This is a genomic window from Pseudokineococcus lusitanus, assembly GCF_003751265.1.
GTDB lineage: Bacteria > Actinomycetota > Actinomycetes > Actinomycetales > Quadrisphaeraceae > Pseudokineococcus > Pseudokineococcus lusitanus.
Genome location: NZ_RJKN01000001.1, coordinates 148,438 through 169,091, shown reverse-complemented (window position 1 = coordinate 169,091; position 20,654 = coordinate 148,438). Strand labels below are relative to the sequence as shown.

Here is a 20,654-nt window from a genome sequence, read left to right as displayed (position 1 = left end):
GCGTCCCGGCGCCGAAGTGCAGGTGACCGCCCGACGTGGTGGCCCGGGGTATTCGTCGGTCGACGGGCGGAACACGCCGCCGCCCGGCACCGTTGCCCCTGAGGACGGACGCCGCCAGGACCGCGGCGACCGTGGTATCGCAGAGATGGAGGTGGCTGACGCATGGCCGACCGGAGCCTGAGGGGCACCCGACTGGGCGCAGCGAGCCTGGAGTCCGACGCCGGCGTGGAGCCGGCGCCGCGGCAGATGAAGGAGTACGTCTGCCCGAACGACCACCGCACCGTCGTCCCGCTGTCCGTGGAGGCCGACGTGCCTGCGCTGTGGGAGTGCCGGTGCGGCGAGCAGGCCCTCCTCCTGGACGCCTCGCGCCCGGAGGAGAAGCCGACCAAGCCGGCGCGCACGCACTGGGACATGCTCCTGGAGCGCCGGAGCAAGGAGGACCTGCAGGTGCTGCTCGACGAGCGCCTGGAGCTCCTGCGCAGCGGTCTGCTGCACGCCAAGCGCACGGCCTGACCGGCGGCAGGCGGCCCCGGCCGCCCTCCCGGCACCTGCGCCCGGCCCCCTGACACCCGGGTCCGCGCCCCGGCGCGACGACGAAGGCCGCACCCCTCGGGGTGCGGCCTTCGTCGTGCCTCCGTCGTGCCCTGGTCGTGCCCTCGTCGTGCGGGACCCGGGCCGGCGCCGCCGCGGGTCAGGCGCCGGGCCGCGGCCCGGAGGGGTCCTCGCCCGGGGGCAGGACCCGGCCCACGACGGGCCCTGCGCTGCCGGGGCCCCCCGCGTCGGGCCGGAGGACGACCCGTCCGGCGACGACGTCGCCGCGTCGGACGCCGACGACGCGGTACGCCGTCGCCGCGGCCGCCGCACCCAGCAGGCGTCGCACGAGCGGACGGGTGAAGGGCAGGACGCAGAGCAGCCCGACGACGTCGGAGACGAAGCCCGGCAGGACGAGCAGCAGCGCGCCCAGGGACAGCAGGCCGGCGTCGGCGAGCTCGCGTCCCGTGCCCTCGGCCGTCCCGCGCTGCCGGGCGTGCTCGACCGCGCGCCGGGCACCGCCGATCCCGCCGCGGACGAGCAGCACACCGCCGAGGACGGCGCCCGCGAGCAGCAGCAGCAGCGTCCACCCCGCCCCGACCGCCTCGCCGACGAGGAGGATGCCCACCAGCTCGACGAGGACGACGAGCGGCGGCACCGCGAGCAGCCAGCGGCGGCGCCGGGCCGGCCGCGCGCCCGGGGTCGCCCGGCTCACCGGGGGCCTCCGGCGCCCGCGGGGACGGGCGGGACGGCGTCGTCGTGACGGCGGCCGCCGCCCGGGGCCGGGCGGTCCCGCCGGCGCCGGGCCGTCGTCGCCGCGCCCGCGAGGGCCGCGGCCGCCCCGGCGAGGGAGAGGACCAGCTCGGGCCACTGCCCGACGCGGGCGGCGAGGGTGAGGGAGGTGCGCAGCGGCACCTCGCCCACGACGACGTCCGGGGTGTAGAGCGCCGTCCGGCGCCCCGTGCTGCCGTCCGGGGCGACGATCGTCGAGACCCCCACGGTCGAGATGTGGGCCACGGCCCGTCCTTCCTCCACCGCGCGCACGCGGGAGATGGCCAGCTGCTGGACGCTCTCGTCGGTGAACCCGAAGGTCGCGTTGTTCGTCGGCACGACGAGCATCTGCGCGCCGGCGCGGACGACGTCGTCGACGAGGTCGCCCTCCACCGGCTCGAAGCAGATGAGGACGCCGAGGCGGCTGCCCGCGACGTCGAAGACGCCCGGCTCCGTGCCGGGGACCATGTCCGCGCGCACGAGGTCGACCTGCGAGCTGAACATCCGGAAGACGTCGCGGTAGGGCACGTACTCGGCGAAGGGCACGGGGTGCCGCTTGGCGTAGGCCTGGCCGGGGCCCGTCTCCGGGTCCCACTCGAGGACGACGTTGCGCAGCCCGTCGTCCCCGGGGCCGGTCTCGGGGAGCCCGGTGCCCACGGTGCCGCGGACGAGCGTGCCGACGAGGACCGGCGCCCCCACGGCCTCGGCCGCCCGGCGGATCTGCGCGGCGGCGTCGGGGTTGGCGAAGGGGTCGATGTCGCTCGCGTTCTCCGGCCAGACGACGACGTCCGGCTGCGGCACCTCGCCTGCCGCCACCTGCTCGGCGAGGCGCAGGGTCCCCTGCACGTGGTTGTCGAGGACGGCGCGCCGCTCGGCGTTGAACTCCAGGCCCGGCTCGGCGACGTCGCCCTGCACCCCCGCGACGACGAGCGTCCCCGCCTCCGCCCCGGTGGGCCGCGGCACGGCCGCCCCGACGAGCACGAGGCCCGCCGCGAGGACGAGCGGGACGACGACGGCCGGACGGCGGCCCCGCACCCGGCGGCTCCCCTCGGTGCGGCGGGGCGTCATCGAGGACGGCGACGTGCGGTGCGCCCGGGCGGCCCGGCGCTCCCCCACGAGCAGCGCCAGGCGCAGCAGGCCCAGGCCGAGGGCGGCGCCGGCGGTGGCGACGGCGAAGGTGACGAGCGGCGCCCCGCCGAGCGCGGCGAGGCCCAGGGTGGGGGCGTCGGCCTGGCTGAAGGCGAGCCGGCCCCAGCCGAAGCCCCCGAAGGGGAGGCGGGCCCTCAGCGCCTCGGTGCCCGTCCAGACCGCGCCGGCCGCGGCGGCCTGAAGGCACAGCCGGACGGCGCCGGACGCCGCCCACCCGTGGCCGACCCGGTGCGGCGGCGTCCCGAGGCGCAGCACGAGGACGAGGAGCGCCCCGGCGAGGGCCACGAAGCCGGCCTGCAGCACGGCGAGGGCGTGCGCCACGGGGCCGACGAACTCCGCGGTCCAGCGCAGGAGGACGAGGAAGAAGGCCAGGCCGTGCAGCAGGCCGAGGCCGAGCCCCGCGCGGACGCCGGCGCCGGCCACGGCGACGACGAGGAGGGCGACGCCCGGGACGGCCGTCCACCACCAGTCGGTGCCGGGGAAGGCGGCCGAGAGCGCGAGGCCGCCGAGGACGGCCGCGAGGACGCGGGCCGTCGGGGACAGGCGGACCATCACGCGGCCAGGGTAGGTGCTGGACCTGGACGTCCCCGGGGCGCGGGCCGGGTCGTGGGTGTCCGCGGCGGCCCTCGCCGGGAGGGGCGGCGCCGACCGCGGCGGTGCGGGCGGCGGACGGACCCCGCCCGCCCTTCGGTCCGTCCGAGCCTCGGTGGCGCCGGGGTCTGCGGGACGTTGTCTACGGGGCGGGCGGGGGCCGTCGCTGCTCCACCTCGACCCGTGGGCTCCGGTGGCTGACGACGAAAGTACTCGGCAGGGCTGCCCTGTCAACCGCCCGCGGTCGACCCGGAGACCCCCTCTGACCTGCGACGACGTCCCGTCGCCGCAGGTCAGCGCGACGTGGCGAGACCCGTCCGTGACCTGGCCCCGGCCGGCTCCCCCGGCGTGTCGTGCGGCGTGTCGGCGGGGTCCCGCGCACCGGCGTCGTCGGGCGTGCTCGCGGTCGCGGCCGCGCGGCCACGACCCCCCGAGCGGGCGACCCGAGGTCACGATCTCGTCACGAGCCTTCGCGATCGGCCCGGACGTGCATATGTTCGGGCTCGCGACTTATCCCGGGCCGACGGCGACCCGGGGGTCACGATGCGAGGGAGCATCCATGAAGGCACGTACCAGGGCCCTGTGCGCGGCGAGCGCGGCGGCCGTCGTCCTGCTGGCCGGCGCCTGCGGCTCGGACGGCGGGACCACCGCCGGCGGCGGCAGCGCCACGGGCGGCAGCAGCACCGGCGGCGGCTCGGACTCGCCCCAGGTGGGCGTCATCCTCCCCGACACCGAGTCCTCGGCCCGCTGGGAGAGCTTCGACCAGCCGCTGCTCGAGGCCGCCTTCGAGGACGCGGGCATCAACGCCGTCATCCAGAACGCCCAGGGCGACGCGGCCGGCATGCAGACCATCGCCGACCAGATGATCACGCAGGGCGTCCAGGTCCTCGCCATCGTCAACCTCGACTCCGACTCGGGCGCCGCCATCGAGGCCAAGGCCAAGCAGGCCGGCGTCCAGACGATCGACTACGACCGGCTCACGCTGGGCGGCTCGGCCGACTACTACGTCTCCTTCGACAACACCGTCGTCGGCGAGCTGCAGGGCCAGGGCCTGGCGGACTGCCTCGGCGCCGAGGCGGCCGACATCGTCTACCTCAACGGCTCGCCCACGGACAACAACGCGACGCTGTTCGCCGAGGGCGCCCACAGCGTCCTCGACCCGATGACCGACTACACCGTCGTCGCCGAGCAGGCCGTCCCGGACTGGGACAACCAGCAGGCCGCGACGATCTTCGAGCAGATGCTCACGCAGGCCGGCGAGATCGACGGCGTCCTCGCCGCCAACGACGGCCTCGGCAACGCGGCCATCTCGATCCTCGCCAAGAACGGCCTCGCGGGCCAGGTCCCGGTCACGGGCCAGGACGCGACGGTCCAGGGGCTGCAGAACATCCTCGCCGGCACCCAGTGCATGACGGTCTACAAGGCCGTCACCGACGAGGCGCAGGGCCTCGCGGACACGGCGATCGCCCTCATCAACGGCGAGGAGCCCCCCACCACGGGCACCGTCCGCGACGAGACCGGCGGCCGCGACGTGGCCTCCATCCTCCTCGAGCCGCAGGCCATCACCCGCGACAACGTCAAGACGGTCGTCGACGACGGCTTCGTCACGGCCGAGGAGCTGTGCACCGGCGACTTCGCGGCCGACTGCACCGAGCTCGGGATCTCCTGACCCGAGGTCCCACCGCTCGACCGCACCACCGCACGACCGGGCACGACGACGTCGCGTCCCGCGGGCAGCCCCCGCGGGACGCGCCGTCGTGCCCGCCCGTGGGCCCCGGCGCCGACCGACGCCCCGCTCCCCCCTCCGCTCTGACCCGGCCTCGACGAGGAGGACCTCCGTGAGCCACCCCCCCACCCCGCCGGACGCCGGCGAGCCGCTGCTCTCGCTGCGCGGCATCGACAAGAGCTTCGGCGCCGTGCAGGTCCTGCACGGTGTCGACCTGGACGTGCGCGCCGGGGAGGTGACGGCCCTCGTCGGCGACAACGGCGCAGGCAAGTCGACCCTCGTCAAGTGCGTCGCCGGCATCTACACGACCGACGCGGGCGAGTACCGCTTCGAGGGCCGCCCCGTCACGGTGACGGGCCCCAAGGACCCGGCCGACCTCGGCATCGAGGTCGTGTACCAGGACCTCGCGCTGTGCGACAACCTCGACGTCGTCCAGAACATGTTCCTCGGCCGCGAGAAGAAGGCCGGCGGCCTCCTCGACGAGACGACGATGGAGGAGCTGGCGCGCCAGACCCTCGCGAGCCTGTCCGTCCGCACCATCCGCTCGGTCCGCCAGCTCGTCGCGAGCCTGTCCGGCGGCCAGCGTCAGACCGTCGCCATCGCGAAGGCCGTCCTGTGGAACTCGCGCGTCGTGCTCCTCGACGAGCCGACGGCGGCCCTCGGCGTCGCGCAGACCCGGCAGGTCCTCGACCTCGTCCGGCGGCTCGCGGACAACGGCCTCGGCGTCGTCCTCATCAGCCACAACCTCGGCGACGTCTTCGAGGTCGCCGACTCGATCACGGCGCTCTACCTCGGCCGCTCGGCCGCGACGGTCCGCACCCGCGACGTCACGAGCAGCCAGGTCGTCGAGCTCATCACCACGGGCCGCTCCGGCGACCTGGGCCTGCAGCCGGCCGTCACCGGCGCCTCCCCGACCGCGGCGCTGTGAAGGAGCCCCCCGTGAGCCACCAGACCCCCGCCCCCGCGACCGCCGGCACCGACGGCGACCGCGGGCAGCTGTCCGCCGAGCAGGCCCGCATCGTCGAGCTGGCGCGTGCCACGGGCGGCAGCAGCCCCCTGGCCGAGCCGGCGAAGGCCCCGACCTTCCGCGAGGGCGTCGACGCGTACGTCGCACGCCTCAAGGGCGGCGACATCGGATCGCTCCCGGCGCTGCTCGGGCTCGGCGTGCTGCTCGTCCTCTTCTCGGTGCTGCGCCCCGAGACCTTCCCCACCGCCGGCAACGTGGCCAACCTCCTCGTGCAGGCGTCGTCCATCGTCGTCCTCGCGATGGGCCTGACCTTCGTCCTCCTGCTCGGCGACATCGACCTCTCGGCCGGCGTCGCGGGCGGTGCCTCGGCGGCCGTCATGGCCCTCGTCCTCGGCCAGGCGGGCCTGCCCTGGTTCGTCGGCGTGCTGGCCGGCCTCCTCACCGGTCTCGTCATCGGCACGCTCATCGGGCTCTTCGTCGCCAAGGTCGGCATCCCGAGCTTCGTCGTGACGCTGGCGCTCTTCCTCGGGCTGCAGGGCGTCACGCTGCGCCTCATCGGCCAGGGCGGCACCATCGCCGTCCGCGACCCCGTCGTCGTGGCCATCGCCAACGGCAACGTGCCGGTCGTCCTCGGCTGGGTGCTCGCCGTCGTCGCGGTCGTCGCGTACGCCGCCCTGAGCCTCCGCAAGTGGTCCGGCCAGCGGCGTCGCGGGCTGACCCGCGACAACCTCGGCGTCGTCGTCCTCCGCGTCGCCGCCGTGGCCGTGGCCGTGCTCGCCGTCACCGCGGTGCTCTCCCAGAACCGCGCCCGCGTCCCGAGCATCGTCCTCGCGGGCATGCCCTGGTCGGTGCCGCTCATCGCGGTGCTGCTCGTCGTCCTGTCGCTCGTGCTGGGCCGCACGGCCTACGGCCGCCACGTGTACGCCGTCGGCGGCAACCCCGAGGCCGCCCGCCGCGCCGGCATCGACGTCCTGCGCATCCGCATCTCGGTGTTCATGGTCGGCTCCACGCTGGCCGCCCTCGCCGGGATCATCGACGCCTCCCGCCTCAACTCCGTGGCGCCCGGCTCGGGCGGCGGCAACACGCTGCTGCTCGGCGTCGGCGCCGCGGTCATCGGCGGCACGAGCCTCTTCGGCGGCCGCGGCAAGGTGAGCAACGCCGTCATCGGCGGGCTCGTCATCGCCGTCATCGCCAACGGGCTCGGTCTCCTCGGGCAGCAGGCGTACGTCAACTTCCTCGTCACCGGCGCGGTGCTCCTCCTCGCCGCGGCCGTCGACGCCGTCTCGCGGCGCCGGCGCTCCTCCGCCGGACGCTGACGTGGGCCGCCTCGTGCGGCCGCCCGGCTCCCGGGCGGCCGCCGTCGGGGCGGTGACGCGGTGACGCCGGCCGGGCCGGACGTCGGGGGCGGGCATCCTGAGGGGGTGCCCGCCCCGCCCGCCCCCACCTCCCCGCCGGGGACCCCCGGCCGCTCCGGACCGGGCCGCGCCGTGGGCCTGCGGGGCGCCGCCGGACGCCGGGGGCCGACCGGCCGCGGCGTCGACGACCTCCGTCGGCACAACCTCAGCGCCGTCCTCCAGGCCGTGCACCACGCGGGGGCGGTGAGCCGGGCGCAGCTGACGACGACGCTGGCGCTCTCCCGCTCCACCGTCGGCGACCTCGTCGGCGACATGGTCGAGGCCGGTCTCCTCGTCGAGCGCCGGCCCGACGCCTCGTCGGGCCGCGGCGTGGGCCGGCCGTCGCTCCTCGTGCGGCCCGCGCCCGGATCCCCCACCGTGCTGGCCGTCTACGCCGACGTCCACCGCGTGCGGGTGGCGCTCGTCGGCCTCGGCGGCGAGGTCCTCGGCCGCCTCGACGACGACCTGCCCGCCGTCGTCGGCCCCGCGCGCGCGGCCTCGGCCGCCGCGTCGCTGGCGGCGCGGCTGGTCCCGACGGCGGCGGACCGGGCGCGGCTGGTCGGCGTCGGCGCGGCCGTCCCGGGCACCGTCCGGGCCGGCACCGGCGTCGTCGGCCTCGCCCCCCACCTCGGCTGGGTCGAGGCGCCCTTCGGCGACGCCCTCGCGGACGCGCTGGCGGCCGCGCTCGGCCGCCGGCTGCCCGTGGAGCTCGGGAACGACGCCGACCTCGGCGTCGTCGCGGAGCACCTGCGCGGCGGCGCCCGGTCCACCACGGACGTCGTCTACCTCTGCGGCACCTGGGGCCTCGGCAGCGGGATCATCAGCGGCGGCAACCGGCTCACGGGCCGGCACGGCTTCGCGGGCGAGGTCGGGCACATCGGCGTCGACCCCGAGGGCCGCGCCTGCCACTGCGGCAGCCGCGGGTGCTGGGAGTCGGAGAGCCAGGCGTCGGCCTGGGCGGCGCCGCTCGACCTCGACGCGGACGCGCCCGACGTCGCCGCCCGCGTCCTCGAGCGGCTCGACCGCGGCGGCGTGGCGGCCCGTCGTACCCGGGACCGCGTCTCGCGCTCCTTCGCCCGGGGCCTCGCGAGCATCGTCAACGTCTTCGACCCGCGGGCGGTGCTGCTCGGCGCGGGCCTGTGGCAGGACCTCTGGCCGGCCGTCGAGGACGACGTCATGCCCTGGGTCGACCGCCTCGTCCTGCCCGCGCTGCGGGGGCACGTCGACGTCCGTCCCGCGGGGCTCGGCACGGGCTCGACGCTCGTCGGGGCGGCCGAGGTGGCCCTCGCCCCGCTCCTCGCGGACCCGCTGCTCCCCGCGGCGCACCTCGCCGTCGCCCCCTGACGCCTCCGGCGGGTCCGCCGGGGACGTCAGGGGCGGGACCCGTCAGGCCGCGAGCTCGCCGGCGTCGTGGAGGACCCGGCCGGCGCGCAGCGTCCGCAGGCAGCGCGGGCGCGGGGCGCCCGGGGAGAGGTCGGGCAGGCCGGGGACGCCGGAGCGCGGGTCGGTGCTCCAGCTGGAGACACGGCTGTCGGCGGCCTGGACGACGAGGTCGCCGACGGACCACACGGCGAGGGTGGCGAGGGCGCCGGGGACGAGGACGCCCTCGCCCTCGCGCCGCGCCGCGCGCCAGCCGCCGCGGGTGCCGGCGAGGAAGGCGGCGCGGGCCGACAGCCCGTGGCCGGCGGTGGACGGCGACGCCGCCGCGGCCACCCCCGCCCACGGGTCGACGGGCGTCACCGGGCTGTCCGAGCCCAGCGCCAGGGGCAGGCCGGCCGAGGCCAGGGCCGCGAAGGGGTTGAGGGCGGTGGCGCGCTCGACGCCGAGGCGGCTGGCGTAGAGCCGGTCCGGACCGCCCCAGACGGCGTCGAAGGCGGGCTGGACGCTGGCGACGACACCGAGGCGGGCCAGCTCGGCGACGACGCGGGCGTCCACGGCCTCGAGGTGCTCGACACGGTGGCGGGCGCCGGCGAGCGCGGGCGTGCCGACCTCCCGCTCGGCGGCGAGCAGGCCCTCGATGAGGGCGTCCGCGGCGGCGTCCCCGATGACGTGGAAGCCGCCCTGGACGCCGACGCGGGTGCAGGCGACGAGGTGGGCGGCCACCTGCGCGGCGTCGAGGTGGGGGTCGCCCCGGTGGTCCACCGGCAGGCCGGTGCCCTCGAGGTCCGCGTACGGCGCGCGCAGCCACGCCGTCCGCGAGCCGTACGAGCCGTCGACGCAGAGGTCCCCCGCGAGGCCGAGGACGCCGGCGCCCTCGACGTCGGCGAGCGCCGCGCGGGCCGACGCCTCGTCGGTGGCGAGCGCGCCCCAGTAGGCGAGCACCTCGGGGACGTCGCCGGCGTCGGAGAGCGCCCGCAGCGAGCGCAGGTCGTCCGGCGAGCCGACGTGCGGTGCGGCGCACTCGGTGACGGCGGCGACGCCCGTGGCGGCGGCGGCGTCGAGGGCGCGCCGCTGGGCCCGCCCGCGCTCGGCCGGGGTGAGGCGACGGCCGGCGTCGCGGGCGGCGTCGTGCGCCGCGAGGGTCACGAGCGCCCCGCCGTCCCACCCCTCGGTGCCGCCGCCGTCGCGCAGCCCCGCCCGCTCGGCCAGCGCCGTCGAGACGAGGGCGGAGTGCACGTCGACCCGCGAGAGCAGCACCTCGGCGCCGTCGGCGGCCCGGTCCAGCTCGGCGCGGGTGGGCAGCGGCCCGGCCCAGGCGGCGTCGTCCCAGCCGTGGCCGCGGACGACGGCGCCGGGGCTGCGGCGGGCGGCGTCGGCGACGGCGGCCAGCAGTGCCCCCGCGTCGCCCACGGCCGTGAGGTCGAGGCCCTCGAGGGCGAGACCCGTCTCCGTGACGTGGACGTGGGCGTCGACGAAGGCGGGCGTGACGAGCGCGTCCGGGGCCTCGACGACGACGTCGGCGCGGGCCCGCTGCGCCTCCGCGGCCTCCTCGGAGCCGACCCACGCGACCCGGTCGCCCTCGACGAGGACGGCCGTCGCGAAGGGGTCCGCGGGGCTGTAGACGGAGGCTGCGAGGTAGAGGACGCGGCGGGGCGCCGCGTCGGCGGGGACGGCTGCGCTGGTCACGGCGGGAGTCTGCCGTGCCCGCGGCGCCCGCTCCCGCCGGGGCGCCCGCGCCGCACGACGGACGGGGGCGCGGCGGCGGGGACCGTCGTCCCGGCGTCCTAGGCTCCCGCGCATGGACCGCCGCCCGGACGCGCCGCTGCTCCTGCTGGACGCCGCGTCGATGTACTTCCGCGCCTACCACGGCATCCCCGACTCGGTCGCCGCCCCCGACGGGACGCCGGTCAACGCGCTGCGGGGCTTCCTCGACATGACGGCGCGGCTCGTCGCGGACCGCCGCCCCGCCGGCCTCGTCGCCTGCTGGGACGACGACTGGCGGCCGGCCTGGCGCGTCGAGGCGGTGCCCTCCTACAAGGAGCACCGCGTCGCGGCCGACGGCGGCGAGGACGCCCCCCGCACGCTGGGCCCGCAGGTGCCCGTCATCGCCGAGGCGCTGGCCGCCGTCGGCGTCCCCCGCGTCGGGGCACCGGGCTGCGAGGCCGACGACGTCATCGGCACCCTCACGACGCGCGCCGTGGCCGCCGGCCGGCGGGTCGAGGTCGTCACCGGCGACCGCGACCTCTTCCAGCTCGCGGGCGGCGGCGACGAGGGCGACCAGGTGCTCGTCCTCTACACCTCCCGCGGCATCCGCGACCTCGAGGTCGTCGACGCGGCCCGTCTCCGCGAGCGGTACGGCGTCGAGGACGGCGACCGCTACGCCGACCTCGCCGTCCTGCGGGGCGACCCGAGCGACGGGCTCCCGGGCGTGCCGGGCGTCGGCGAGAAGACGGCCTCGACGCTGCTCGAGCGCTTCGGCGACCTCGACGGCGTCCGGGACGCCGTCGCCCGCCGCGACGCCTCGTTCCGCCCGGCCCAGCTGGCCCGGCTCACCGAGGCCGCCGACTACCTCGACGCCGCGCCCGCCGTCGTCCGCGTGCTGCGCGACGCCGACCTCCCCGCGCACGACGACGCGCTGCCCACGGCCGTCGCCGACCCGGACGCGGTGGCCCGCCTGGCCCGCCGCTACGGCATCACGTCGAGTCTGCGCCGCCTGCTCGTGGCGCTCGGCCTGCCGACCGACGCCCTCCCCGACTGAGCCCGCCCGCCCCGTCCCCGGTCCTCGTGGCCTTCCACCGGCGGGAGGACCCCTCAGGGCGGTGGAGGGCCACGAAGACCGGGGGGATCGGGCCGGGTCGGTGGGGCGGGTCAGGTGACGACGGAGTAGGCCACGACGCCGCGGCGGACGCGGTCGACGGCGTCGAGCGCCGCCGCCCGGACCTCGCGGCCGCGGGGGTCGTCCCCCGCCGCGCCGGCCAGCTGGTCGAGCAGGTCGACCGTCTGCTTGCACCAGCGCACGAAGTCGCCCGCGCCGAGCTCGAGGCCGGCGGCCTCGTCGAGCACCTCCTGCAGCGACGCCCCGCGGGCCCACCGCTGCATCGGCAGCGCCAGCCCGACGTCGGGCGCCGACGTCGGCGTCAGGCCGTGGGCGCGCTCGCGCTCCTCGAGGTCCGACCAGAGGCCGACGACGGCGCGCAGCGCCTCGCCCACGACACCGGACGGCGTCCGCGGCCCCGTGCCGACCTCCTCGCGCCGCGCCTCGAAGACGAGAGCCGAGGCGACGGCGGCCACGCCGGGGCCGTCGAGGCCCGCGAGCACGTCCTCGCGGAGGCACTGCGCGACGAGCAGGTCCTTCTCGGCGTAGACCCGGCCGAGCCGGCGCCCCGCGGGCGTGACGGCGACCTCGTCGACCGCCCGGCGGCCGTCCGGCTCGGCAGCCGCCTCGTCCACGGGCACGGGCGCGAGGTAGCCGAGCTCGAGCAGGAGGTCGCACACCTTGTCGAAGACGCGCGCGATACCGCTCGTGCGGCCCTCGATCCGCTGGACGAGGCCGTCGGTCTCCTGCCGCAGCCGCGACCACCGCTCGGCCCACCGGGCGTGCTGCTCGCGGTCGGGGCAGCCGTGGCAGGGGTGGCGGCGCAGCTCGCGGCGCAGCGCCTCGACCGTCTCCACGGCGTCGCCGCCGCGGCCGTCGTCGCGGCGGCGCCCCCGCTGCCGGGCGGGCGGGTCGGCCTCGGCGAGCGCCGCCCGGGCGGCCCCGGCCAGGTCGCGCCGCGCGCCGGCGTCCCGGGCGTTGAAGTCGCGCCGGACGCGCACCCGGGCCAGCACCTCCACGGCCCCGGCCACGTCCTGCAGCTGCAGGCGCCGCACCTCGCGGTCCTCGGTGAGGACGGTCGGGCGCGGCCCCTCGAGACCGGCGTCGGCCCCGGGGTCGAGGACGACCGCGGTGCCGGCGCGCCGCCCGCCGGGGACGCGGACGACGTCGCCGACCTGCAGCCCCTCGAGCGAGGAGAGCACCTCGGCGCGGCGGCGGCGGGTGGCCTCACGGCTGCCCTCCTTCTCCAGCTCGGAGATGCGGCGCCGCAGCGCGGCGTACTCGGCGAAGTCGCCGAGGTGGCAGGCCATCGCCTCGGCGTAGCCGTCCAGCGCCTCCTCCTGCGTCCGCGCGCGGCGGGCCAGCCCGACGACGGCGCGGTCGGCCTGGAACTGCGCGAACGACGTCTCGAGGATCTCGCGCGCCCGTCCGCGGCCCACGCCGCCGACGAGGTTGACGGCCATGTTCGACGTCGGGCGGAAGCGCGACCGCAGCGGGTAGAGGCGACGGCTCGCGAGGCCCGCGACGTGCTCGGGGTCGATGCCCGGCTGCCACAGGACGACGGCGTGGCCCTCGACGTCGATGCCCCGGCGGCCCGCGCGCCCGGTGAGCTGCGTGTACTCCCCCGGCGTGATGTCGGCGTGCTTCTCGCCGTCGTACTTGACGAGCTTCTCGAGGACGACCGACCGCGCCGGCATGTTGATGCCGAGGGCCAGGGTCTCCGTGGCGAAGACGGCCTTGACGAGCCCCCGGCTGAAGAGCTCCTCGACGACCTCCTTGAAGCGCGGCAGGAGCCCGGCGTGGTGCGCCGCGACGCCGCGCTGCAGGCCCTCGAGCCACTCCCAGTAGCCGAGGACGGCGAGGTCGGTGTCGGGGATGTCGGCGCAGGCGGCCTCGACGACCGCGCGGATCTCGAGGCGGTCCTCGGGCGTCGTGAGGCGCAGCCCCGCGGCCATGCACTGCCGGACGGCGGCGTCGCAGCCGTTGCGGCTGAAGACGAAGGTGATGGCCGGCAGGAGGTCGGCGTCGTCGAGCGCGGCGACGACGTGCGCGCGGCTGGGCGGGCGCTGCGACGGCCGGGCGTCGGCCCCGCCCCCGCCGGCGTGCTTCGGCCGGTGCGGCGGGTAGCCCCCGCGACGGCGACGGCCACCGCGGGGCGGCGGCGAGCCGGTCGTGCGGCCGCCGCGCTGCTCGTCGCGCGCGAGCGCCGTGAGCTCGGGGTTGACCTGCGGCCGGGCGTCGCCGTCGGCCTGCTCGACGGACCCGCCGGCCACGGCCTGGTCGGCCTCGCCGACGAAGAGGTCGACGAGGCCGTCGCGGCCGGTGAGCACGTGCTGCCACAGCGGCACGGGGCGGACCTCGGAGACGACGACCTCCGTGCCGCCGCGGACCGTGTCCAGCCAGGCGCCGAACTCCTCGGCGTTGCTGACGGTGGCCGACAGCGAGGCGATCCGCACGTCCTGGGGCAGGTGGAGGATGACCTCCTCCCACACCGGGCCGCGGAAGCGGTCGGCGAGGTAGTGGACCTCGTCCATGACGACGTAGCCGAGCCCGGCCAGCGCCGGGGAGCCCGCGTAGAGCATGTTGCGGAGGACCTCGGTCGTCATGACGACGACGGGCGCGTCCCCGTTGACGACGACGTCCCCCGTCAGCAGCCCGACCCGGTCGGCGCCGTGCCGCTCGACGAGCTCGGCGTGCTTCTGGTTGCTCAGCGCCTTGATGGGCGCGGTGTAGAACGCCTTGCGGCCGCGGGCCAGCGCGAGGTGGACGGCGAACTCGCCGACCACCGTCTTGCCGGCCCCGGTGGGCGCGGCGACGAGGACGCCGCGGCCCTCCTCGAGCGCCCGGCAGGCGCGCACCTGGAAGTCGTCGAGGCGGAAGGGCAGCGAGGCGCGGAAGCGCTCGAGCTCGGTGACGCCCTCGGCCAGGCGGCCCTCCTTGGCGGCCTGCGCGCGGGCGCGGGCGGCGGCGAAGCGGGCGGCCGGGTCGACGACGTCGACCTCGGGGTCGAGGTCCGGGCCCCGCTCGGGGGCTGCCCCGCCGCGGCGGTTGCGTCGCGACGGCATGCTGCCAGCGTAGGCGCGCCTCAGGCGAGGACGCGCAGGCCCCCCGGTCGCACGCCGACCCGCAGGGGCAGCGTGCCCAGCCGCTCGCCGTCGCCGTAGACGGGCAGGTCGTCGCCCTCGGCGGCCAGCTCGACCTCCCGCACGCGCCGCACCTCGACGGCCGGGTGGCCGACGTGGGTGCCGCTGAAGACCCGGGGGAAGACCCGCGCCAGCTCCCACGCCGGCAGCGGCGCGACGACCACGAGGTCGAGCACGCCGTCGCCCGGGTCGGCGTCGGGGGCGATCCGCATGCCGCCGCCGAAGCTCGCCGTGTTGGCGACGGCGACGAGCAGCGCCTGCCGGTGCTCGGGGACGCCGTCGACGACGAGGGAGTAGTCCAGCGAGCGGCGCCCGGGCAGCTCGCGGGCCACGGCCATGACGTACCGGGCCCTCCCCCGCGGCCAGCTCCACCCGTTGGCGCGCTCGTTGACGAGGGCGTCGAAGCCGGCGGAGACGACGCCGAGGACGACCCGCTCGTACCGGTCGCTGCCGGCCGAGCGCGGCGAGCCCCGGTGCTCGGGCGAGCCGGCGGGGTCGCCGCCCCGCACGGCGAGGACGTCGACGGGGCGGGTACGGCCGGCGCGCAGCGCGGCGACGACGGCGCGCGTGGCGTCGCCCGGGTCGCGTACGGCTAGGCCCAGGCCGCGGGCCACGTCGTCGCCCGTCCCGGCGGGGACGACGCCCAGGGGCAGGTCGTGGGCCGCGGCGACCTCCGCGGCGAGGTGGACCATCCCGTCCCCGCCGACGACGACGACGGCGTCCGCCCCGGCGGCGGCCACGTGGGCCCGGCGCAGGGAGCCGGAGGCGCTGCTGCCCGTGGCGTCGAAGAAGCGGACCCCGAGGCGGTGCAGCTCCGCGGTGACGGCGCTGGCCGCGCCCCGGCCGCGGCCGGCCCCCGAGGTGGGGTTGGTGAGGAGGCAGACGAGCGGGTCGTCCGCGCTCACGCGCGTCGGCCGGGCGTCGGGGTCGTTCGGCTCACAGCGGGCTGACCTCGTCGTCGGCGAGGTCGGCGTAGCCCTCGCGCTTGGCCCGCCGGCGGTCGAGCAGCATGGAGATGCCGATGGCGAGGAAGAAGAGGGCGCACATGGGCAGGGCGAGGGTGAACATCGCCGTCACCTCGGGGCTCGGCGTCGCGACGGCCGCGAAGGTGAAGCACACGACGACGACCCAGCGCCACGCCTTGAGCATCGTCCGCCCGGCGAGAAGCCCGACCATGTTGAGCGCCACGAGGACCACGGGCAGGAGGAACGCGATGCCGAAGGCGAGGAGGATCCGCATGACGAAGCCCAGGTAGACCTGGGCGTCGACGTAGTTGACGGTGCCGTCGGGGGTGAGGTCGACGAGGAAGGCCACGGCCCGGGGCAGGGCCAGGTAGGCCAGCGCGGCCCCGCCGAGGAAGAGCGGGACGGCGACGACGACGAAGCCGCCCGCGTAGCGCTTCTCCTTGCGCGTGAGGCCGGGGGTGACGAAGGCCCACAGCTGCCAGAGCCAGATCGGGCTCGAGACGAGGATGCCGAGGAAGACCGACACCTTGACCTTGAGGTCGAAGGGGCTCGTGACGCTGTTGAAGTTCAGCTCGATGTCGCCCTCGCGGTTCTGGGCGACGGCGGCCTCCGTCAGCGGGGCGCTGAGCGCCTCGATGGCCGGGTTGTAGAGGAACCAGCCCGCGACCGCCCCGAGGACGACCGCGACCGCGGCGATGACGAGGCGGTTGCGCAGCTCGCGCAGGTGGGACCCGAGCGGCATCCGCCCCTCGGGGTCCCGCTTCGGCCCGCGGCGGCGGCTGGGGGTGCGGAGGGCCACGCTCAGGCGGAGGGGCGGTGGTGCTCGTCGGCGCGGCGGCGCTCGTGCTCGCGCGCCTCGTCGACCGCGCTGCCCTCGAGCGACGCGCGGGGCGCCTCGTCGGCGGCGGACCCGGTCGTGCCGGTCGTGCCCGTGCTGCCCGACGCCGGGGTGTCCTCGTCCCGGAGGCTCTTGACCTCGGTCTTGAAGATCCGCATCGACTTGCCGACGTTGCGCGTGATGTCCGGCAGCCGCTTGGCGCCGAACAGCACGATGATGACGATCAGCAGGATCAGGATGTGCCACGGCTCGGGACGCATGGTGCGGGTCTCCTCGTCACGGTGGTCACGCCGCTGCTCGGCCCGACCGGTCGTCGTCGGCTCTTACCGGTGCAATGTACGCCCGACGAGCCCGGACCGGCGTCGCCGGGCCCGGGTCCGCTGGGCGAGCCGTGCGGTGCGCTCGCGCCGCAGGGCCACGGGGTCGTCGAAGGCGGTGGTGACGACGGGCTCGCGCGGCTGCTCGGCCCGCAGCCGCGTCACCTGCGCGGACAGCTCGGCGGACACGGCGCCCGCCCGGCCGACCTCGGCCAGCACGGCGGTGCCCTTGCGCCACACGCCGAGGCCGAGGCGCACGAGCACGACGGCGGAGACGCCGACGAGCAGCAGCCAGAGCAGCACCCACGCCCACCACGTCACGGGTCGACCCTAGCCGGGCCCGAGGGCGCGTCCCCGGCCGCCGCGAGCGCGGCCCGCGCGGCCGCGGCCACCTCGGCGGCGAGCGCCGGCGGGGAGACCACGCGGGCGGCGCCGCCGAGCCGCAGGACGAGCCGGCGCAGCCAGGCGTCGTCGACGACGCGCAGTCGCACGCGCAGCACGGGCTCGCCGTCGCGGCCCGCGTCGAGCTCGGCGACGTCCTCCACGGGCACCGACTCGGCGACCCACCGCGCCGCCGGCGCGAGGTCGAGCACGACGAGGGGCCCGCGCTCGTCCGGGGCGAAGAGCTCGTCGCCGAAGCGGGCGTCGGCGACGTCGGCGGGCGGCCGCGCCGCGACCTCGAGCTCGTCGGCCGCGAGGACGCGGTCCAGCCGGAAGCGGCGCAGCCCCTGGGACCGGTGGCACCAGGCCTGGAGGTACCAGCGCCCGTCGAGCGTCGCGAGGTCCAGCGGGTCGACGTCGCGCTCGGTCACCTCGTCGCGGGTGGCGACGAGGTAGCGCAGGTGGAGGCGGCGGCCGCGCGCCAGGGCGCCCCGGACGACGGCGAGCACGCCCGGGTCCGCGCCGGCGGTGATGTCGACCTGCACGGACGTGGCCGCGGCCGCGGCGTCCCCCGCGGCGGCCGACAGCTTGGCGAGGGCGCTCTGCACGACGGCGTCCTGCCCTCCCCCGGGCCGCTCGAGGTCGGCGAGGGTGCGCAGGCCGACGAGGAGCGCGAGCGCCTCGTCCTGCCCGAGCCGCAGCGGCCGCGAGATGGCGTCGGCGTTGCCGAGGTAGACCCGGCCCGACTCCCACTCCGCCTCGATGAGGTCGTCGGGCATGTGGCCCGGGGCGCCGCAGACGAAGAGCAGCTCGAGGTCGTCGACGAGCTGGTCGGTGGTGATGGCGAAGTGCCGCGCGGCGTCGTCGAGCGCCACGCCCTGCCGCTCGAGCAGCCACGGGACCATCGCGAGCAGCCGCGAGAGGCGGTCGGCCGCCCCCGCTCCCGGCGCGACCGCGGGCGGGCCGGAGACCCGGCCGCCGCCCGGCCCCGAGCGGGCCGCGGGGCTCACGACGCCACCGCCGCGGCGTCGTCGTGCGCCGCGAGGACGGCCCGCAGGCCCGCCGCGACGGCGTCGCGGAGGTCGGGCGGGTCGAGGACGACGGCGTCGGCACCGAGCGCGGCCACCTCGGCGGCCAGCTCGTCGACGTCGGCGAAGGGCACGTCGACCACCCCGGCGTCCGGGGCGGCCCCGGCCCGCAGCCGCAGGCCGGCGCCGGCGCGGCCGGCGAGGCGGACGCGGGCGGTGCGCTCGGCGGGCTGCTCGGTGCGGCCGCGCACGAGGGCCCGGGCGTCGAGGTCCTCCGGCACGGGCGCCGTCGCGGGCTTCCCCGTGCGCGTCACCGAGGAGGCGACGCGGTCGAGGCGGAAGACGCGCGGGGCCTCCCGGTCGAGGTCGTGCCCCACGAGGTACCACCGGCCGTAGCAGGAGGTGATGGCCCAGGGCTCGACGCGGCGCCGCGCGGTGACGCCCGTGGCCCCCGTCCGGTAGCGGAAGGCGACCGGGGCGCGGTCGCGCGTGGCCGCGTAGAGCGGGCCGAAGGCGGGCTCGGTCGTGCGGACCCGCGGCTCGACGCCGACGAGGGAGGACTCGTCCGGCTCGACGCCGAGGGCGCGCAGCTTGACCAGGGCGCGCGACGCCGGCCCGGCGAGGCTGGCCTGCTGCCACACCCGCGAGGCGAGCCCGAGGACGGCGAGCTCGGCCGGGGTGACGTCGACGGCCGGGAGCTCCCAGGCGTCCCGGTCGACGCGGTAGCCCACCTCGTCCTCGAACCACGCCTCGTCGCTGCCGGTGACGAGGGGGACGCCCAGGTCGCGCAGCTCTTCCTTGTCGCGCTCGAACATCCGGTCGAAGGCCTCGTCGGTCGCCGCGGCGGCGTACTGGGGCACGGCCTGGCGGATCTGGTCCTTGCGCAGCCGGCGACGGGTCGACAGCAGCGCGATGACGAGGTTGAGCAGGCGCTCGGTGCGCTCGGCGGCAGCCACCCGGCGACGCTACCCGAGCCGGGGGGCGCTCCCCCCTAGCGTCGGGGCGTGGACGAGCGCGAGGGCGGCGACGGGGCGACGACGACGGACGACGGGGCGGGCGTCCGGCGCGGCCTCGTGCACTGGCGGCGCGGGCGCGTGCACCGCCTCGTGCGCGAGTGGCCCGGGGCGCGCGAGGTCGAGGTCGACCTCGACGTGCCGCTCCCCCGGCTCGGTGGGGCCCCCGACGAGGAGGCGGCGCGAGAGGGTGCGGCCGACCGGGTCCGCGCCGTGGCGCTCGTCGACGTCGTCGGCGCCCCCGAGCCCGGTGACGCCGTGGTCCTCAGCGTCTCGGCGCTCGCGCGGGGCCTCGGCACGGGCGGGTCCGCGGGCGTCGTCGCGCTGCCGGACCGGCTGCCCGCCGACCCGCCGCCCGCACCGGGCCACCTCGTCAAGGCCCGCTACACCCCGCTGCAGGCCATGGTCCTCGGCGTCGACGAGCAGGAGTCGCCGCACCACGGGGCGCTCGTGGACGCCGACGACCTCGGCGGGCTGCCGGTCGTCGTCGCGGACCTGCACTCCGCGCTCCCCGCCGTCCTCGCGGGGTGGCGCGCCGGTAGGGCGGCGGCAGGGCTCGGGCCGGGCCGGTGCGTCTACGTCATGACGGACGGCGGCGCGCTGCCGGCGGCGCTGTCGCGCACGACGGCGGGCCTGCGGGCCGCGGGCTGGCTCGACGCCGTCGTGTCGACGGGGCAGTCCTTCGGCGGTGACGTGGAGGCGGTGACCCTCCACACGGGGCTGCTGGCCGCCCGACATGTGCTCGGCGCCGACCTCGTCGTCGTCGCGCAGGGCCCCGGCAACCTCGGGACGGGCACCCGGTGGGGCTTCTCGGGGGTGGCGTGCGGCGAGGCCGTCAACGCCGTCGCGACGCTCGGCGGGCGACCCCTGGCCTCGCTGCGGGTGTCCGGGGCGGACGCCCGCGAGCGGCACCGGGGCGTCTCGCACCACTCGCTGACCGCCTACGGGCGGGTGGCGCTGGCGGCCGCCGACGTCGTCGTGCCGCGGCTCGGCGGGGCGCTCGGCGAGCGGGTGCGGGAGCAGGCCCGGGCGCTCGGCCCGGACGGGGGCGGGCGCCACCGCCTCGTCGAGGTGGACGTCGAGGGGCTCGACGTCGCCCTGGCGGCCAGCCCGGTGGGGCTGTCGACGATGGGGCGCGGGCCGGACGTCGACCCGGCGCCCTTCCTCGCTGCGGCGGCGGCGGGCCGGGAGGCGGCCTCCCCCACGACGGGGTGAGACGACGCCGCCCGCCGGCCCGGGAGGTCCCGGGACGGCGGTCGGTCGGTCGGCGGGTCAGGAGACCCCGGCGAGGTCCACGACGAAGACGAGCGTCTCGCCGGGGGCGATGACGGGCGGGGCGCCACGGTCGCCGTAGCCGAGGTGCGGCGGGATGGTGATGCGCCGGCGGCCGCCGACGCGCATGCCCTGGATCCCGGTGTCCCACCCGGAGATGACCTGGCCGGCGCCGAGCCGGAAGGACAGCGGCTGGCCGCGGTCGTACGACGCGTCGAACTGCTGCTGCGTCGACCACGAGACGCCGACGTAGTGCGCGTGGACGGTCCGGCCGGCGGTGGCCTCCTCGCCGTCGCCGACGACGAGGTCCTCGAGCTCGAGGTCGGCGGGCGGGTCGCCGGCGGGGATCTGGACGTCGGGCTTGTCGGTCACG

The 20,654-nt window shown here is 77.7% G+C and carries 18 protein-coding genes; 7 read left to right on the top strand and 11 right to left on the bottom strand.

Features of this window, described 5'->3' with window-relative positions; all coding sequences use genetic code 11:
- Nucleotides 1–162 precede the first annotated feature (162 nt).
- Nucleotides 163–513, top strand: a complete 351-nt coding sequence (locus tag EDC03_RS00695; protein ID WP_123378295.1) for an RNA polymerase-binding protein RbpA — start codon at nt 163–165, stop codon at nt 511–513.
- 178 nt (nt 514–691) lie between these two features.
- Here EDC03_RS00695 and EDC03_RS00690 read toward each other — a convergent pair whose 3' ends face one another.
- A complete protein-coding gene (locus EDC03_RS00690; protein WP_123378294.1) occupies nt 692–1,246 on the bottom strand; it encodes an FxsA family protein in 555 nt (184 codons plus the stop codon).
- Nucleotides 1,243–3,003, bottom strand: coding sequence for an apolipoprotein N-acyltransferase (gene lnt, locus EDC03_RS00685; protein ID WP_123378293.1), 1,761 nt, complete (start codon nt 3,001–3,003; stop codon nt 1,243–1,245). Before lnt ends, EDC03_RS00690 begins: the two co-directional genes overlap by 4 nt.
- Nucleotides 3,004–3,601: 598 nt before the next feature.
- Between lnt and EDC03_RS00680 the strand changes: the two genes are divergently transcribed.
- From EDC03_RS00680 to EDC03_RS00665, 4 genes are all read left to right on the top strand, one after another.
- A complete protein-coding gene (locus EDC03_RS00680) occupies nt 3,602–4,711 on the top strand; it encodes a sugar ABC transporter substrate-binding protein (RefSeq protein ID WP_123378292.1) in 1,110 nt (369 codons plus the stop codon).
- Nucleotides 4,712–4,880: 169 nt separating this feature from the next.
- Nucleotides 4,881–5,696, top strand: a complete 816-nt coding sequence (locus EDC03_RS00675) for an ATP-binding cassette domain-containing protein (RefSeq protein ID WP_123378291.1) — start codon at nt 4,881–4,883, stop codon at nt 5,694–5,696.
- Nucleotides 5,697–5,824: 128 nt separating this feature from the next.
- Nucleotides 5,825–7,051, top strand: a complete 1,227-nt coding sequence (locus tag EDC03_RS00670) for a sugar ABC transporter permease (protein ID WP_422393779.1) — start codon at nt 5,825–5,827, stop codon at nt 7,049–7,051.
- Between the two features lie 105 nt (nt 7,052–7,156).
- Nucleotides 7,157–8,473, top strand: coding sequence for an ROK family transcriptional regulator (locus EDC03_RS00665; RefSeq protein ID WP_123378289.1), 1,317 nt, complete (start codon nt 7,157–7,159; stop codon nt 8,471–8,473).
- A gap of 42 nt (nt 8,474–8,515) precedes the next feature.
- Here EDC03_RS00665 and EDC03_RS00660 read toward each other — a convergent pair whose 3' ends face one another.
- The gene (locus EDC03_RS00660; RefSeq protein ID WP_241966946.1) at nt 8,516–10,195 is read right to left on the bottom strand and encodes an amidohydrolase; all 1,680 of its coding nucleotides are present in this window, start codon (nt 10,193–10,195) and stop codon (nt 8,516–8,518) included.
- Between the two features lie 112 nt (nt 10,196–10,307).
- On the opposite strand from EDC03_RS00660, the gene EDC03_RS00655 reads away from it, so the two are divergent.
- A complete protein-coding gene (locus EDC03_RS00655; RefSeq protein WP_123378287.1) occupies nt 10,308–11,267 on the top strand; it encodes a 5'-3' exonuclease in 960 nt (319 codons plus the stop codon).
- 110 nt (nt 11,268–11,377) lie between these two features.
- On the opposite strand, the gene EDC03_RS00650 is transcribed toward EDC03_RS00655, so the two are convergent.
- The 7 genes from EDC03_RS00650 to EDC03_RS00620 form a co-directional block, all read right to left on the bottom strand.
- Nucleotides 11,378–14,389 (bottom strand): DEAD/DEAH box helicase, encoded by a 3,012-nt coding sequence (locus EDC03_RS00650; protein ID WP_123378286.1) that lies wholly within the window; start codon nt 14,387–14,389, stop codon nt 11,378–11,380.
- Between the two features lie 20 nt (nt 14,390–14,409).
- On the bottom strand, nt 14,410–15,372 hold the full coding sequence (locus tag EDC03_RS00645; RefSeq protein ID WP_123378285.1) for a diacylglycerol/lipid kinase family protein: 963 nt from the start codon (nt 15,370–15,372) through the stop codon (nt 14,410–14,412).
- A 31-nt stretch (nt 15,373–15,403) separates the two neighbouring features.
- Nucleotides 15,404–16,174, bottom strand: coding sequence for a twin-arginine translocase subunit TatC (tatC, locus tag EDC03_RS00640; RefSeq protein ID WP_123378720.1), 771 nt, complete (start codon nt 16,172–16,174; stop codon nt 15,404–15,406).
- A 59-nt stretch (nt 16,175–16,233) separates the two neighbouring features.
- A complete protein-coding gene (tatA, locus tag EDC03_RS00635; protein WP_123378284.1) occupies nt 16,234–16,530 on the bottom strand; it encodes a Sec-independent protein translocase subunit TatA in 297 nt (98 codons plus the stop codon).
- Nucleotides 16,531–16,593: 63 nt separating this feature from the next.
- The gene (locus EDC03_RS00630; RefSeq protein WP_123378283.1) at nt 16,594–16,908 is read right to left on the bottom strand and encodes a hypothetical protein; all 315 of its coding nucleotides are present in this window, start codon (nt 16,906–16,908) and stop codon (nt 16,594–16,596) included.
- Nucleotides 16,905–17,978, bottom strand: a complete 1,074-nt coding sequence (locus EDC03_RS00625) for a helix-turn-helix transcriptional regulator (protein ID WP_199719819.1) — start codon at nt 17,976–17,978, stop codon at nt 16,905–16,907. The genes EDC03_RS00630 and EDC03_RS00625 overlap by 4 nt, the downstream gene beginning before the upstream one ends.
- Entirely contained in the window at nt 17,975–18,952 is a 978-nt protein-coding gene (locus tag EDC03_RS00620) for a helix-turn-helix transcriptional regulator (RefSeq protein ID WP_123378282.1), read from the bottom strand. Before EDC03_RS00620 ends, EDC03_RS00625 begins: the two co-directional genes overlap by 4 nt.
- 117 nt (nt 18,953–19,069) lie before the next feature.
- Between EDC03_RS00620 and EDC03_RS00615 the strand changes: the two genes are divergently transcribed.
- Nucleotides 19,070–20,224 carry a DUF3866 family protein gene (locus tag EDC03_RS00615; protein ID WP_123378718.1) on the top strand — a complete coding sequence of 385 codons (1,155 nt, stop codon included), beginning with the start codon at nt 19,070–19,072 and terminating at the stop codon, nt 20,222–20,224.
- Nucleotides 20,225–20,281: 57 nt separating this feature from the next.
- On the opposite strand, the gene EDC03_RS00610 is transcribed toward EDC03_RS00615, so the two are convergent.
- Nucleotides 20,282–20,653 (bottom strand): FKBP-type peptidyl-prolyl cis-trans isomerase, encoded by a 372-nt coding sequence (locus EDC03_RS00610; protein ID WP_123378281.1) that lies wholly within the window; start codon nt 20,651–20,653, stop codon nt 20,282–20,284.
- Nucleotide 20,654 lies beyond the last annotated feature (1 nt).